Annotated in this window: 10 protein-coding genes and 1 rRNA gene; 4 read left to right on the top strand and 7 right to left on the bottom strand. The window is 54.1% G+C overall.

All coding sequences use genetic code 11. The annotated features are described in order from the left end of the window. Positions 1 to 7 precede the first annotated feature (7 nt). From G340_RS0109720 to G340_RS0109710, 3 genes are read right to left on the bottom strand one after another with little or no spacing between them, the layout of a single operon-like run. The gene (locus tag G340_RS0109720; RefSeq protein WP_020073459.1) at positions 8 to 1,306 is read right to left on the bottom strand and encodes a GerAB/ArcD/ProY family transporter; all 1,299 of its coding nucleotides are present in this window, start codon (positions 1,304 to 1,306) and stop codon (positions 8 to 10) included. After that, positions 1,303 to 2,472 carry a Ger(x)C family spore germination protein gene (locus G340_RS0109715; protein ID WP_020073458.1) on the bottom strand — a complete coding sequence of 390 codons (1,170 nt, stop codon included), beginning with the start codon at positions 2,470 to 2,472 and terminating at the stop codon, positions 1,303 to 1,305. Before G340_RS0109715 ends, G340_RS0109720 begins: the two co-directional genes overlap by 4 nt. Then, positions 2,469 to 4,130: a spore germination protein gene (locus tag G340_RS0109710; protein WP_020073457.1), complete on the bottom strand. Its 1,662-nt coding sequence runs from the start codon at positions 4,128 to 4,130 to the stop codon at positions 2,469 to 2,471. Before G340_RS0109710 ends, G340_RS0109715 begins: the two co-directional genes overlap by 4 nt. Positions 4,131 to 4,320: 190 nt before the next feature. Between G340_RS0109710 and nrdD the strand changes: the two genes are divergently transcribed. After that, positions 4,321 to 4,605: an anaerobic ribonucleoside-triphosphate reductase gene (gene nrdD, locus G340_RS0109705; RefSeq protein ID WP_020073456.1), complete on the top strand. Its 285-nt coding sequence runs from the start codon at positions 4,321 to 4,323 to the stop codon at positions 4,603 to 4,605. 246 nt (positions 4,606 to 4,851) lie between these two features. On the opposite strand, the gene G340_RS0109700 is transcribed toward nrdD, so the two are convergent. Continuing rightward, positions 4,852 to 5,328, bottom strand: coding sequence for a type II toxin-antitoxin system PemK/MazF family toxin (locus G340_RS0109700; RefSeq protein ID WP_177309665.1), 477 nt, complete (start codon positions 5,326 to 5,328; stop codon positions 4,852 to 4,854). 570 nt (positions 5,329 to 5,898) lie between these two features. Between G340_RS0109700 and G340_RS0109690 the strand changes: the two genes are divergently transcribed. Beyond that, a complete protein-coding gene (locus tag G340_RS0109690) occupies positions 5,899 to 6,804 on the top strand; it encodes a patatin-like phospholipase family protein (RefSeq protein WP_020073453.1) in 906 nt (301 codons plus the stop codon). A gap of 235 nt (positions 6,805 to 7,039) precedes the next feature. Here G340_RS0109690 and trpS read toward each other — a convergent pair whose 3' ends face one another. Then, positions 7,040 to 8,059, bottom strand: a complete 1,020-nt coding sequence (gene trpS / locus G340_RS0109685; RefSeq protein WP_020073452.1) for a tryptophan--tRNA ligase — start codon at positions 8,057 to 8,059, stop codon at positions 7,040 to 7,042. Positions 8,060 to 8,079: 20 nt separating this feature from the next. Next, entirely contained in the window at positions 8,080 to 9,273 is a 1,194-nt protein-coding gene (locus tag G340_RS0109680) for an aminotransferase-like domain-containing protein (RefSeq protein ID WP_020073451.1), read from the bottom strand. 193 nt (positions 9,274 to 9,466) lie between these two features. Here G340_RS0109680 and G340_RS0109675 point away from each other — a divergent pair, with 193 nt between their 5' ends. Continuing rightward, entirely contained in the window at positions 9,467 to 11,809 is a 2,343-nt protein-coding gene (locus G340_RS0109675) for a SpoIIE family protein phosphatase (protein WP_020073450.1), read from the top strand. A gap of 325 nt (positions 11,810 to 12,134) precedes the next feature. On the opposite strand, the gene metA is transcribed toward G340_RS0109675, so the two are convergent. Continuing rightward, positions 12,135 to 13,055 carry a homoserine O-acetyltransferase MetA gene (gene metA, locus G340_RS0109670; RefSeq protein WP_020073449.1) on the bottom strand — a complete coding sequence of 307 codons (921 nt, stop codon included), beginning with the start codon at positions 13,053 to 13,055 and terminating at the stop codon, positions 12,135 to 12,137. Positions 13,056 to 13,586: 531 nt separating this feature from the next. On the opposite strand from metA, the gene G340_RS18485 reads away from it, so the two are divergent. Next, a 16S ribosomal RNA gene (locus tag G340_RS18485) occupies positions 13,587 to 13,699 on the top strand; the annotation flags it as partial.

Raw genomic sequence — 13,699 nt, 5'->3', positions numbered from 1 at the left:
CTTTCTTTCAAACGGACTGCGACCGCAAATCCCCGTGCTGCCCTGTGCCGGACGACGTGCCGGCGTTTGACTGGAATTTGGAACCGCTCTGTTCTTTGGAATCGGTGGGCAATGACGGCTTGCCTGTGCCGGAAGGAGATTGTGAGCCGGACGGCGACGCGGCTGCGGATTTTGATGCGGAGGAACTGTTTTGATTTTCACTCCCGGTTTGTCTTTTGCGGGTCATTCCGCGGAATTTGGCGATGATCAGGGTGACGAGAGGCAGAATGATCTCAAAAATCGGCCAGACCAGCGGGATAATCTTCTGACCGGATTCATTATGAACCAGAAAATTTGGGTACAAAATAAAGCTGGAGGTGATCGCCGAAGCGCCGATCAGCAGGATCAGACGGCGGTGATCCTGAAAGCGCAAAAACTGTTTCGCGCTGATTACCGTTACATAATAGAGCCATGTGACTTTAAAGAACAGCAGTGCAATCAGAATAAAGGCAAATACAATTTCCATGCGGCTGAGCGTTTGGGTCACGCTGACCATGCGCAGTGTTTCAAAGGACGGCAGGGAAAACAGGGAAATGGCGTTCCCCAGCACGGTGATGTCGCGCATGATAACGAGCAGAATCGTGATGCAGCCGATGGCGATGCCACCCAAAATGATGGGGAAGAAGCCGCGTTTTCCGCTCTGCACATGGTTTGTCGTCATTAAAAAAATAATAATTTCGGCAAATGGGATGGTAACTACAATATTGGTGGCCTGAATATACTTTTTCGGCTTCAGATCCATCACTGGCAGAAAGTTTTCAAAATCCATCAGGTTCAAGGAGAGAAGAATTGTCGCGATGACGATCAGCAGGCAAATCATCGTCATCAAAAAGCCGTACTTTACCATCTGGCGCAGCCCGCCCACAAAAACGGCCCAGGCCGAGGTTAAAAGAAAGGTGAACGAGAGAACAACCAGCGGGGTTTGCGGCATGATGGTCGATTTTACGAACTCGCTTAAATCGATCAGATTCAGTGAGGTTAAAATGAAAAAGAACAGTACATACAGTCCGCAGAAAAATCCGCCCAAATATTTTCCGTACACGGTTTGCAGTATTCCGAACAGATTTTTTGTTGGAAAGCTTTCCACCAGCCTGGCGTATATCCAGGCCAAAGGGCAGCAGATGATCAGGGCAAACAGAACGATAATCCAAGAGTCCTGGCGGGTGATGGAAACAAAGAAAGAGGACAGCAGGGACGAAGACTGAATATAGCAAGCTACGGCAAACATAAAATCCAGGCCGTGTACCTTTTTCGATTCCGGTTTCATTCATGACCCTCTCTCATATTCAAAGATTCCGAAATTTTACCGCTGGAACCCAGATTGGTTTCTACCTCCAGTTCCAGCCGGATTTTGGGGTAGATGCTGGCCCAGGCGGACTCCATCGTTTTCCACTCCTTCGGGTGGTGTTTGTGAATATGGGCGCCGATTCCGTAAATATCGGACTGCAGGCGCTGCGACTCCGCGAAGCAGGCTTTGATCTTGGTTTCCAGAGCCTCTTTCGCCTTTCCATTGACCAGTGAAATCACCTTGTTGATGTCCATGCCGCGAAAATTCTGCAGTGCGCCGACGGCGAGAACGGTGTTGACCTTTAACTTGAAGGTAATATTTCCCTGATCGCCCAGTACGATTTCCTGCTTGCAGCTGGATTTCGTAATCTTCAAATCTGCGTTGCCAAGATCTGTCACAATCTCGAGGCTGCCGCCGTTTACCTCACCCATGCTGAGAATATAGCCCTGCATTTGATACATATCCATCATTCCAACCATAACGTCGTCCTTAAAAACGGCCATCCCGCTGAAATTGAGGATCTGCAGGCCGTCCTCCTCCCTGCGTTCCACCACCAGCGTGACGGGGGCGGTCGAGCGGTCTACCAGATGCGATGTGAACTGCAGCATGTTGGTGCTGGAGTAGGGGGAGATTGCCCGCTCGTTCATAATCATTCTGGTTAGGGCCACGGAAGAAATCTTATCCTGCTCGGTTTTGGTACTTAAAATGGATCTCGCGTCGTTTTTGGCAACCAAAACCCAAACCTCCATGCGGGTTTCCGTGTTCCTCATAAAGCTGTCCAGATACGGCTTCACCCCGGATTTTGCCACATCGCTGCCGAAGATGATCACCTGATTATGCTGTAAAAACAGTTGGCGGCTGTTTCCATATCGAAGGGCGTCGATTCCGCCCAGAACAAATCGACCCTTCGATTCCCGGATCAAATAGGGGGCGGCCTCTCCGCCGCCGCCCTCCTTTTTTGAGCCGTTCTGAACCGAGGCGATCTGAAAGCTGAGATCCAGATTGCCGGGCTCCTTGCCGGTGTCGATTCCTATACCGGTAACAATCGAAAGGCTGTCCAGCTCCTTGTTGTCCCAGCAGCCCGTCATGCACAGAAGCGTGCTGCACAAAAGCATGGCGAAAACGGTCTTGAGCTTTCTTTTCATGATCCGTCCCCCTTTGCGCCGGAATCAGAAATTCCGCCGGTGGCGCTTGCGGTGGGGCGGGGATCGGGCGGGACGAAGTATTTTCTGCGGGTCATATCGCGCTTTGCAATGCGCGCCGGGCGTTTTGTCATGAACCACAGGGGCATGCGAACAATGCTGTCCTCCAAATCTCTTGAAATCGAGAGACCGTTAAAATAGGTAACCCCAAAAGAGGAAAGCGAGCCCAAATGAACCAAAAGGCCCAAGAAGCACAGGCAAATTCCGTACCCACCCAGCGCGGCGGCAAAGACCATTGTAATCAGGCGCAAAAGCGACATGGAGTCGTTCTGCTCCGGAATGATAAAGCCGGACACAGTGGTCAGGGCGATCGTGATGACCATCGGCGCGCCCACCAGGCCGGCGGAAACGGCCGCGTCGCCCATAATCAGCGCGCCAACGATGCTGACGGCCTGGCCGACCGGCCGCGGCAGCCGCAGACCGGCCTCCCGCAATATTTCAAACGAAAAAATCATGATGAGCGCTTCAAAAAACGCGGGGAACGGGGTGCCCTCGCGCGCGCTTGCGATCGTCAGCAGCAACGTTGTCGGGATCAGCTCCTGATGATAGGTGGTCAGCGCGATATAAATGCCGGGTAAAAAGACGGAGATGAAGTAGGCGATGTAGCGCAGGATGCGCATCAGGCTGGCAAACAGCGGGCGGATATAGTAATCCTCCGCGGTCTGGAAGGTTTCGATAAACAGCAGGGGAGCGGTGAGCACAAAGGGGCTGCCGTCCGTGATGATGGCGACTCTGCCCTCCAGTATTTTCGCCGCGGCCACGTCCGGCTTTTCGGTGTAGCCGACGGTGGCGAAAATCGAAAACGGGGCATCCTCAATGTATTCCTCCAAATATCCGGCGTCCAGAACAGAGTCTATATCCAGCCGCGACAATCTCTCGCGCACCTCCTGTACCACCTGCGGGTTCGCAACGCCTTCCAGATACGAAATGCACACGTTGGTCAGGGTTTTTCGCCCAATCGTCATCTGCTCCATGCGCAGGCTGGGGCTTTTGATTTTTCGGCGCAGCAGAGAAGTGTTTGTACGAAAATTTTCAGTAAAGCCTTCCCGCGGGCCGCGCACGACGGATTCTGTTTCCGGCTCGGTGACGCCGCGCTTTTCCCAGCCCTTGGCGCTCACACTCAGGCCGACCGCGCATCCTTCTACCAGCAGCACGGCGTCGCCGGAAAGGATTCCGGCGGCCACCTGCGAAAGCTTCGTCAAAATCTGCGTATCTCCGGAGCAGAGAACCTTTTCCTGCAGCTGGTCAATACGTTGTCTTCCGTCCTGTCGGGAAGACGGCACGGTGTAATCCATTGATAAAATGGGGTACAGGATTTCGTCTGAGATCACCTTCTGGTTGATCAATCCGTCCACAAACAGCAGCGCGGCCGGGCACTCCCTGTTCTTGCCGAGACGAAACCGGTGCATTTTGATGTCGCCGCTCTTTCCCAGCAGATTTTCAATGTATGTCAGATTCTCCTCCAGACGATCCATAATTTCCGGATCCCTGGAGTCCTTTTTCTTTTCCGGTTCCGGCTTTTTTTCGTTTTTCTGCTGTGTGCCGCTACTCTGGCGGTGGCTGTAAAAGCCGATTTTACGCCCAAGCAGATCCCATATCATAAAATGTTCCTTCCTTTCCCAAGGATATTTTTTTAGTATTGCAGAAAAGAATAGAATCATACGGGATCGTGACCGGCGGTGCTTATTTTTCTTGGGTATCTCTTTTTTTTGCACCATATATATGATGTGTATTGACATTCGGTACAATATAGTGTATATTAATAACAGAATCCGAGAAGGGGGGATCTACATGAACGAGAACGTCACCGTTGCCGGCGGAGTACTGGATGAAAAGGAACTGCAGAACTACATTCAGCATGTGTGCGAAAAGCATCCGGGCCGGCACATCAAATCTATGGAAGTGGAGCTCGACGGAGAGTATGTCAATTTGAAATATGAGCTTGAGCCGGTACCATTTGACCGAATTCGGCGCATCACCGGTTACCTGGTAGGCGGCACAGACCGCTGGAACGACGCGAAGCTGGCCGAGTTGAACGACCGTGTGGTTCACGGCATGGGCAGATCTTTCACCTGATAACCTGTCAAAAACATAGAACCCACCGAATTCGGTGGGTTCCTTTTTGTATTCTAAAAGCAAAAGGGAGCCAACCATCGGTTGACTCCCTTTTCTAAAACACCCATGCAAACAAATTCCAAAAGCATCGCCCGAACCCTTTGGAACACATGGGATATTTTTATCAGACCCCCGCCAGAACGGGTCACTCCTGCAGAGCAGAAGTTTATGTATATGCCACAATAATAGCACGATTTTATCACGCTGTCAATTCTTTTTACACAAATCCAATTCGATTTTAATTGCTTCCATCACCTGTTCCCAGGGCGGCGTTTTTGTGTCGATCACGTCGATTCGGTTGCTCAGGCGGTTCTTTGAAATGCAGCGCATTTGCTCGATCAGAATTACTCCCCGCACGGGACAGTCCGGCTTTAATCGGCGGATATAAATGTGGGTGGGCAGCTTTGCTTTGGTTTCGTCGGTGATCGGCGCCACAATCGTAGTGGGGCTGTGCAGGTTGCCCTTGTCGTTTTGCAGTATGATGGCCGGCCGGAATTTATCCTGCTCAGACCCGATGTTCCGGCCGAAGTTACAGTGGTAAATTTCCCCCTTTTTCACGACCAGTGAATTGGGCGGGTTGCGAAATTTGTATTTGTACTTTTCCTCGAACCACAGCGCAAAATCGGTGACCTCGGCAAGCCACCGGGCACTGTGGTTTTTCAGTCTGCCGTCTTCGGTAATCATACGTAAAAGCCGCGCAAATGTATTTCTGATATCCTGCATCCTCGCTTTTTCTGTGTTAGCCGGCACCAAAGGCCCCCCTTTTATCAAAATGATAAGCTCCGCCCCTTTTTGCGGCGGGTTCCCAAACGGGAATACAAAATCAGGCGGCGGAGAAAGCTCCCCAATCCTCCCGATAAAGCAATCTGCGCGCCGCCCGGTTCGGCAAAGAGAAACCGGCGGCATGCAAAATCAGGTACATGTACCCGATCGAATTTGTTCTTTCATTAATATTACGACAACTTTTCGTTCTAGTAAATATGTTTCTGGATTATTGAGCGATATTCTTTGAATATTTTGAAGCCTTTTTCGCTTTCTGTATGAAAAGCTCCTCTGCCGCGAAGCCGAATCTCAAAAATTTTGGCATTCAGTCAAAATTTTCCCCCGCCTCTCATAGTAATGAAGTATCACAACGGCATCAGCGGTACATTTGAAAGCGGCGTTTTTCTCCCGGTGCAAACGGGGGAGAAAACGACCTTGCTTTGAGAGCTGCATGTCGCGGCAGTAAATTTGGCAGCGAACGGAGGGGCGGACATGTCGTTTGGATTGGCGCTTTCGGGCGGGGGAATCCGCGGGGCGGCGCATGTAGGGGTGCTTTTGGCGCTGGAGGAGGCGGGCATGGTGCCCGATTCGATTGCGGGCGCCAGCGCGGGCGGAATTGTGGCGGGGCTCTATGCGGCGGGGTATTCCGCGCACGAGCTGCGCGGCATTGTGCAGGAGCTGGTCGGGGGAGGGCGCTCCCTGCTGGACCCGGACTATCTGGGTCTGCTGCGGGCGGTGCCGCAGATGCTGACCGGCAGAGAGGTAAAGCTTTCCGGATTTTTAAAGGGCGATCGGCTGGAGGATTACCTGTGCGGGCTGACGGGCGGGAAGATGATGCGCGACCTGAATATGCTCACGGTGATCCCCTGTGCAGATCTCACCTCCGGCCTGACGATCGCGTGCACCAGCCATTTGCGCGGGGTTCAGCAGCTGGAGCGCGTGCGCTGGAGCTCGGGCCTGCGCATCTGCGAGGTGCTGCGGGCCACCTCGGCGGTGCCGGCGGTGTTCCGCCCGAAGCTGATCGGTGACCTGTGCCTGGTGGACGGCGGCGTGACGGATGTGCTGCCGGTGAATCTTCTGATCGCCGCGGGGGAGCCGAATGTGCTGGCGGTGGATGTGGGCAAGGAGTACCGCATGCCGGAGCAGATCAACGTTTGGGAGGTGGCCACCCATTCTCTGTCCGTAATGCAGGAGCGCCTGCAGGAGTGTGTGGCGCACGGTGAGAAGCTCCAGCTGATCCCGCGACTGCCGGACCACACCCGGCTGCTGGACTTTGGCAAAATGGAAGCCTGCATGGAGGCGGGCTATGAGGAGACAAAGCGGAAAATGCCGGAGATCAAGCGTTTGTTTTCCCCGTCGTATCCCGGCTCCCGCCGAGTGTTCCGCACCCGAAATTAGCTGTGCGGGGCGCTGCGCTCCCAAATAAAAACAGGCCGGCCTGACGAATGCTCCTTTTCCTGAAAAATCCCCCGGTATTCTCAGCGGAATATCTCCGCGCGAAATGCCGGGGGATTCTGTTTTTATCTCGTCTGCATTCTAAAAGCTAAAATTGTCTCCCCGCGAAAGAGAGGAGACAACAGCGGTCATCTGCGACTTTACAGAAGAGGAATTTAAAAAATCTGAGCGCCGGTGATCAGAATTGTTTCGGCAGAAAACCGATCTTCTTCATCACCTTGTTCAGCGTGCGGGTCGAAAGTGCCAGCGCCTGCTGCGCACCTTCGGTGTAGCACTGCTCCAGGTAGGCCTTGTCGGCGATCAGCTTCTCATACCGCTCCTGCACGGGGCGCAGCTCCTCCAGCACCGCTTCGGCCACCCGAAGCTTCAAGTCGCCGTAGCCCTTGCCCTCGAACTCCGCCTCGATCTGCTCGTTGGTCAGGCCGGTGACGCTGGAGTAAATCCCCATCAGGTTATTGACGCCGTCCTTGCCGGGGGCAAAGTGAACCCTTGCCTCGCTGTCGGTAATGGCGCGCTTGAATTTGCGCACGATGTCGTCCGGCTTGTCGAGCACGGCCACATAGGCGTTGGCGTTTTCGTCGGATTTGGACATCTTGCGGGCCGGGTCCTGCAGCGACATGATGCGCGCGCCCACCTTCGGAATATACGGCTCCGGCACGGTGAACGTGGGGCTGTATGCGCCGTTAAAGCGTTCGGCAATGTTGCGGGCCAGCTCCAGATGCTGTTTCTGGTCGGCGCCGACCGGCACCAGGTTCGACTGGTACAGCAGAATGTCGGCGGCCATCAGGCTGGGGTAGGTGAACAGACCGGCGTTGATGTTGTCCGCGTGCTTGGCAGATTTGTCCTTGAACTGCGTCATGCGCGAAAGCTCGCCGAACTGCGTGTAGCAGTTCAAAATCCAGGCCAGCTCCGCGTGTGTGTGAACATGGCTCTGCAAAAAGAACGGGCTTTTCTTCGGGTCGATGCCGCAGGCGAGAAAAAGGGCGTAAGCCTCCAGCGTGTGGCGGCGGAACGCGGCGGGGTCCTGACGCACGGTGATGGTGTGCAGGTCGGCCAGCGCGAATACGCAGCGGTACTCCTCCTGCAGAGTCACCCAGTTTTTAATGGCGCCCAGGTAATTGCCCAGCGTAATGGTGCCACTGGGCTGTACGGCGCTGAAAATAATCTGTTTCGGTTGAGCTTCTGTTTCGATTTCCATGTGAGCGGGACTCCTATCTTTTATTTGTTGCGCAGCTCTTTGGCGAGCCGGCCCAATATTTCAATGCCTTTTGTCAGCTGCTCGTCGGTGGGGGCGGTGTAATTGATGCGGAACGACTGGCACGGCTGGGTTTCGTCCACCAAAAAGGCGTTGCCGGGCACTACGCAGACAGTGCGCTCCATCGCCTTACGGCAGAAATCGACCATGTCGATGTCGTCCGGCAGGCGGCACCACAAAAACAGGCCGCCCTCAATCGGCTCCCAGGTGATGTCCGGGGCGAGGTAACGCTCCGCCAGCTCCAGCAGCAGCTTCGCTTTTTCGCGGTAGACCCCGCGGATACGGTCGAGATGCGCAGAGAAATCGTAGTTGGTCAGAAATTCCTCGCAGATCAGCTGCGACCAGATATTCGTGTGAACATCCTCGCCCTGCTTGCATACGACCATTTTCTGCACAATGGGCTTCGGAGCCAGCGTATAGCCGACGCGCATGCCGGGGGAAATCACCTTGGAGAAGGAACCGGCGTAAAGCACAAGGCCGTCCTCGTCCAGCGCCTTGATCGGCGCGATCTCTTCGCCCGCAAAGCGCAGGTCGCCGTATGGATTATCCTCCAGAATCAGCACGCCGTACCGTTTGGCCAGCTCGTAAACACCGCGGCGCTTTTCGGCGCTCATCGTGATGCCGGAGGGATTCTGGAAATTCGGAATGGTGTAAATGAATTTCGCTTTTGGCTCTTCGCGCAGGGCCCGTTCCAGCTCGGCAAGGTCGATGCCGTCGGATTCCATGGGTACGCCGCGCAGGCGCACCTGATAGGAACGGAAGGAATTCAGCGAGCCGATGAAGCTCGGCGCCTCGCAGATCACAACGTCCCCCGCGTTGCACAGGGACTTTGTCGCCAGATCCATTACCTGCTGCGCCCCCGAGGTGATCAGCACATCGTCAAAATCGCGTCCCGCGCCGTGCTTCTCTTTCATATAAGCAGTGAGCGTCCGGCGCAGCGGAGGATACCCTTCGGTTACATTATATTGTAAGGCGTCGATCGGGCGCTGCCGAAAAATCTGCGAAGAAATCTCCCCGATTTCCGCCGCGGGGAATGCTTCCGGCGCTGGATTTCCGACGGAAAGGGAAATCATTCCGGGCGCGGAGGCGGATTTCAGGATTTCGCGGATGGCGGAGGGCTTCAGGGTTTGCACCCGGTCTGAAAATAAATACTCCATGGCAAAACGACCTTTCCGGCTAAAATCTTTGCAAATAGTCTAACACAAATTGGAAAAAGAATCAATTCCGCTCACTTGAACAAAGCTACGGCAATATTTGCCAAAATATAACAGCGCGTTATGACAATTCTGGATATATACGATATGTATAATAGAAGGGACAAGTCTGAATTGAAAATGGTGGTGCGGAAAAATGAAAGAAAAAGCTGTTGTACGGCAGAGACTGACGGTTGGGGAATTGCTGGAAACGCCGGCCGCGAGAAAATTAATGGTGCAGGCCGCCTGCTTTGCAATTGGGTTTGCCTGCTCGCGGGCCATTGTGTTTGGCCGGTATGCCCCGTTCGGCGTGGCGGCGATTGCGGCGGTTCCGTTTGGCGGCATGTGGGGAATGGTGCTGGGCGTTCTGCTTGGTTATCTTCTGCCGTCGGGCGCGTTGTTCCCGGTTCGGTATGTCGCCGCTCTGTTGGCTGCGGCTGCCATTCGGTGGACGCTCAATGATCTGGTTAAGCTGCGGATGCATCCGTTTTTTGCTCCGCTCATCTCCTTTGCCCCGGTGCTGATGACGGGGCTGGCCATGGCGCTGGTCAACGGTACGGATGCCGCGGGTATCGCGATGTATGCCGCCGAATCCATGCTGGCGGCGGGCGCTTCGTATTTTCTGGTGCGGGCGGGCACGCTGCTGCTCAAGGGGACGGGCCTGAACGCGATGAAAAGTCAGGATTTGGCTTGCGTGACGCTTTCGATGGGGATTCTGATCCTGGCGTTTTCAAGCGTCACACTCGGCGGGCTTTCGCTGGGGCGTGTTCTGGCCGTGCTGGGGATTCTGCTGGCGGCACGCTACGGCGGCGTGACCGGGGGCAGTGTGACCGGGATCGGCGCAGGTGTGATTTTAAGCCTTTCCACCGCCGGGGTCAGCTATCTTTCCGGCGCGTATGCGCTCGGCGGGCTGATGGCGGGTGTGTTTTCCCCGTTGGGGAGACTCGTTTCCGCGTGTGCCTTTGTCATTTCCAACGCGGTGGCGTCCCTGCAGGTTGGCAGCCGCGAGTCGGTTCTCACCGGCCTGTACGAGGTGATGGCCGCGAGCGTGATCTATATGATCTGGCCAAGGGATGTGGGCAGCCGGCTCACCGCTGTATTTGCCCGGCCGACAGATCTGTTACATAGCGAGGGGCTGCGGCGCTCCGTGATCATGAAGCTCGATTATGCCGCGCAGGCCCTCGAAAGCATTTCAGATTCCGTGGAAGAGGTGTCCCGCAGGCTTGATAAGTTCAGCGCGCCGGACATCAACGCCGTTTACAACCGGGTTATCGACAACACCTGCGTGCGGTGCGGACTGCGCGTTTACTGCTGGGAACGCAACTATGACGAAACGATGCGCGCGTTCGGCACGCTCACGCAGATTCTGCGGAAAAGCGGGAAAATCACAAAAGACGATTTTCCGAAGCAGTTTACCGACCACTGCAGCCATATGAGCGAGATCGTCGAGAACATCAATCGGCAGTACGCGGAGTTTTTAACCCGCGAGGCGGCGGAGCGGCGCGTTGCGCAGATTCGCGGCGTTGTGGCTGAGCAGTTCGATACCACCTCGCAGATGCTGAAAAACATGGCCGAGGAGCTGGAGCTGTTTGAGCGGTTCGATTTTACCGCCGCCCAGCGCGTCAGCGATGTAATGACCCAAAGCGGCATCATTCCCATCGACGTCAGCTGCCGTGTAGACCGCTACGACCGCATGACGGTCGAGGCCGAGGCCGCGCAGGTGGACAAGTCCCGCCTGAACAAGGCGGATCTGACCCGGCAGATTTCGCAGGTGTGCGGCCGCACCTTTGAAATGCCCTGTATCAGCTCGGCGCAGGGAAAATGCAGAATGCAGATGAGCGAGCGTCCTGTGTACCGCGTGCAGAGCGGATTTTTCCAGCATGTGAGCGGGAATGGCCAGCTCTGCGGCGACAGCCAGGAGCTCTTCCCGGACGGAAACGGACGCCAGATCGCGATCATCAGCGACGGCATGGGCACCGGCGGCCGGGCGGCGGTAGACGGCGCCATGGCTGCGGGGATTATGGCCAAGCTCATCAAGGCCGGCATCGGCTTTGACTGCGCGCTGAAAATCGTGAACTCGGCGCTTCTGGCCAAATCGGGCGACGAATCTCTCGCTACGCTCGATGTGGCCGCCATCGATCTGTTTAACGGAAAAGTAGAGCTGATGAAAGCGGGAGCGGCGGTCAGCATTCTGCGCAGGGACGGCAGGGCCGTTATCATCGATACGCCCTCTCTGCCGGTGGGAATCCTGACCGAAGCGAAATTCGCCAAAGAAACCGTTCGTCTTTCCGCGGGCGATCTTCTGGTGCTGTTCTCCGACGGCGTGGTAGCCTCCGGGGAAGACTGGGTGCGCGAGATGGTAACAGAGTGGAAAGGCACCGTGCCGCAGGAGCTGGCGGAGCAGATTGTATCTCAGGCCATCAAGCGCCGCAACGACGGGCATGACGACGATATCACCGTGCTGGTTCTCTCTTTAAATGAATTGAAAAAAGAATTCTGATCTATCCCATCTCCTTTTGGAAGCGTGCGTATGCATAAGTGGTTCCGTCCTCCGAATACAGCAGTGGAGCTCCGGTTGATCTCTCGGGATCAACCGGAGCTCCACGCTTTTTATTCCGGATCGTTCAGCCATTGCGCAGGCAGCGGCTCTGCAATGCCGCTGCCTGCGCCGCCGTGTGCCCGCGGGGGCAAAATCCCCGCAAGGTTCCGTCACATACCGGCACATACGCTCATATTATAGAGTTGCTGCCGCGGCACGGTTTTCACTGGCCTGAACGTTTTGATGGTCCGTATACCTATAAGACTAAGAATGAAGATCGGGGAATTTATTCTGAGAGATCCTTCAGATCATACGGAGTCTGCTGATAGACATAGTAGTTCAGCCAGTTCTGAAACAGCAGGCTGGCTCCGCTTCTCCAGGTGAGCGCCGGCGTCTGGGCCGGATCGTCATTCGGAAAATAGTGCGCTGGCAGATCAGTGCTGATTCCCTTATCCAAATCACGAAAGTATTCGTTTGCCAGCGTTTCCCGGTCGTATTCCGCGTGGCCCGTCACAAAGAATTGTCGCCCATTCTTATTGGCAATGATGTGCGCGCCCGCTTCGTCGGAATCCGACAGAATCACCAGCTCGTCGTGCTTCTCAATATCCTCCCGGCGAACCTCTGTGTTGCGGGAGTGCGGCGCGTAGTACACGTCGTCAAATCCGCGGATCAGCGGGTGCATGGGTGTCAGCACACGGTGCTTAAAAATTCCGGAAAGTTTTTTGGGCAAGGTATATTTTGGAATCTGATAAAAATAATATAACGAAGCCTGAGCTCCCCAGCAGATGGTCAGGAGCGAATACACATTCTTTCGGCTCCAGGCAAAAATCTTGCAGAGCTCATTCCAATAATCCACATCTTCAAAGTCCATCAGTTCCACCGGCGCGCCGGTAATAATCATTCCGTCGAATTTTTCATCTTTCAGTTCGTCGAAGGTTTTATAAAAGGTATCGATGTGCGTGTAAGAGGTGTTTTTGGAAAAGTGGCTTGCCATATGCATCAGTTCAACATCTACCTGCAGGGGAGAGTTACCCAGCAGACGCAGCAGCTGAGTTTCGGTTTCAATCTTGGTCGGCATCAGGTTCAGGATCACGATTTTCAGCGGGCGGATATCCTGAGACATGGCGCGCTCATGAGTCATAATGAAAATGTTCTCAGATTCCAAGACTTCAATTGCCGGCAGTGATGTTTGAACTTTAATTGGCATAGCAAAAGCCTCCTTTTGTTAGAGTGTTTTTCATTATAGCAAATCAGCTCCAATAGTTCAAGAATCGTACGGGAAGGGGGAGTTTCAAAAAGAATTGAAAAAAAGTGAAAAAAACAGTTGACATTGGTTGGTAGGCATGGTATTATAGCTAAGCCGTCGAGAGACGGGGGCGAAAATTCGACTAAGATGAACGAAAGTTTTCAAATTGAAAATCGCCGGTTCGTCAGTAATGACGAAAAGAATGTCGAAAAAAGAAAAGAAATGCTTGACAGGCGAGTTTCGCTGTGGTAAAATACAAAGCATCTCTTCCGAAAAAAATTCGACAGAGACAGGACCTTGAAAATTAAACAACGAGAAAGACAAGAAGGAACCCGTAATTTTTGAGAGAAAGCTTCTTGGAAACGAGAAGTGAGTACTTCCGGATAAGAGTTCTCAGAGCTCTATAAAAACTGAGAAACGCGAAAGCGTACTATTGAGCAGATAAAATGCTCTAAAATAGTTTAGACCGGCTTCAAGCCGTTTTAATACCATATTTTAGAGAGTTTGATCCTGGCTCAGGACGAACGCTGGCGGCATGCCTAACACATGCAAGTCGAACGGAGCTAAGTTTGACACCGAACACTCAGGTGTTCGGGAGCAGGGCG

This window comes from Faecalispora sporosphaeroides DSM 1294, assembly GCA_000383295.1.
GTDB lineage: Bacteria > Bacillota > Clostridia > Oscillospirales > Acutalibacteraceae > Faecalispora > Faecalispora sporosphaeroides.
The sequence above is the reverse complement of the archived record's forward strand: the minus strand, read 5'-3'. Positions and strand labels throughout refer to the sequence as shown.

Coding starts and splice junctions, on each gene's coding strand:
- G340_RS0109690 (WP_020073453.1), top strand. CDS start 5,899: ATGTCGTTTGGATTGGCGCTTTCGGGCGGGGGAATCCGCGGGGCGGCG.
- G340_RS0109680 (WP_020073451.1), bottom strand. CDS start 9,273: ATGGAGTATTTATTTTCAGACCGGGTGCAAACCCTGAAGCCCTCCGCC.
- G340_RS0109710 (WP_020073457.1), bottom strand. CDS start 4,130: ATGATATGGGATCTGCTTGGGCGTAAAATCGGCTTTTACAGCCACCGC.
- metA (WP_020073449.1), bottom strand. CDS start 13,055: ATGCCAATTAAAGTTCAAACATCACTGCCGGCAATTGAAGTCTTGGAA.
- G340_RS0109715 (WP_020073458.1), bottom strand. CDS start 2,472: ATGAAAAGAAAGCTCAAGACCGTTTTCGCCATGCTTTTGTGCAGCACG.
- G340_RS0109700 (WP_177309665.1), bottom strand. CDS start 5,328: ATGATTACCGAAGACGGCAGACTGAAAAACCACAGTGCCCGGTGGCTT.
- trpS (WP_020073452.1), bottom strand. CDS start 8,059: ATGGAAATCGAAACAGAAGCTCAACCGAAACAGATTATTTTCAGCGCC.
- G340_RS0109675 (WP_020073450.1), top strand. CDS start 9,467: ATGAAAGAAAAAGCTGTTGTACGGCAGAGACTGACGGTTGGGGAATTG.
- nrdD (WP_020073456.1), top strand. CDS start 4,321: ATGAACGAGAACGTCACCGTTGCCGGCGGAGTACTGGATGAAAAGGAA.
- G340_RS0109720 (WP_020073459.1), bottom strand. CDS start 1,306: ATGAAACCGGAATCGAAAAAGGTACACGGCCTGGATTTTATGTTTGCC.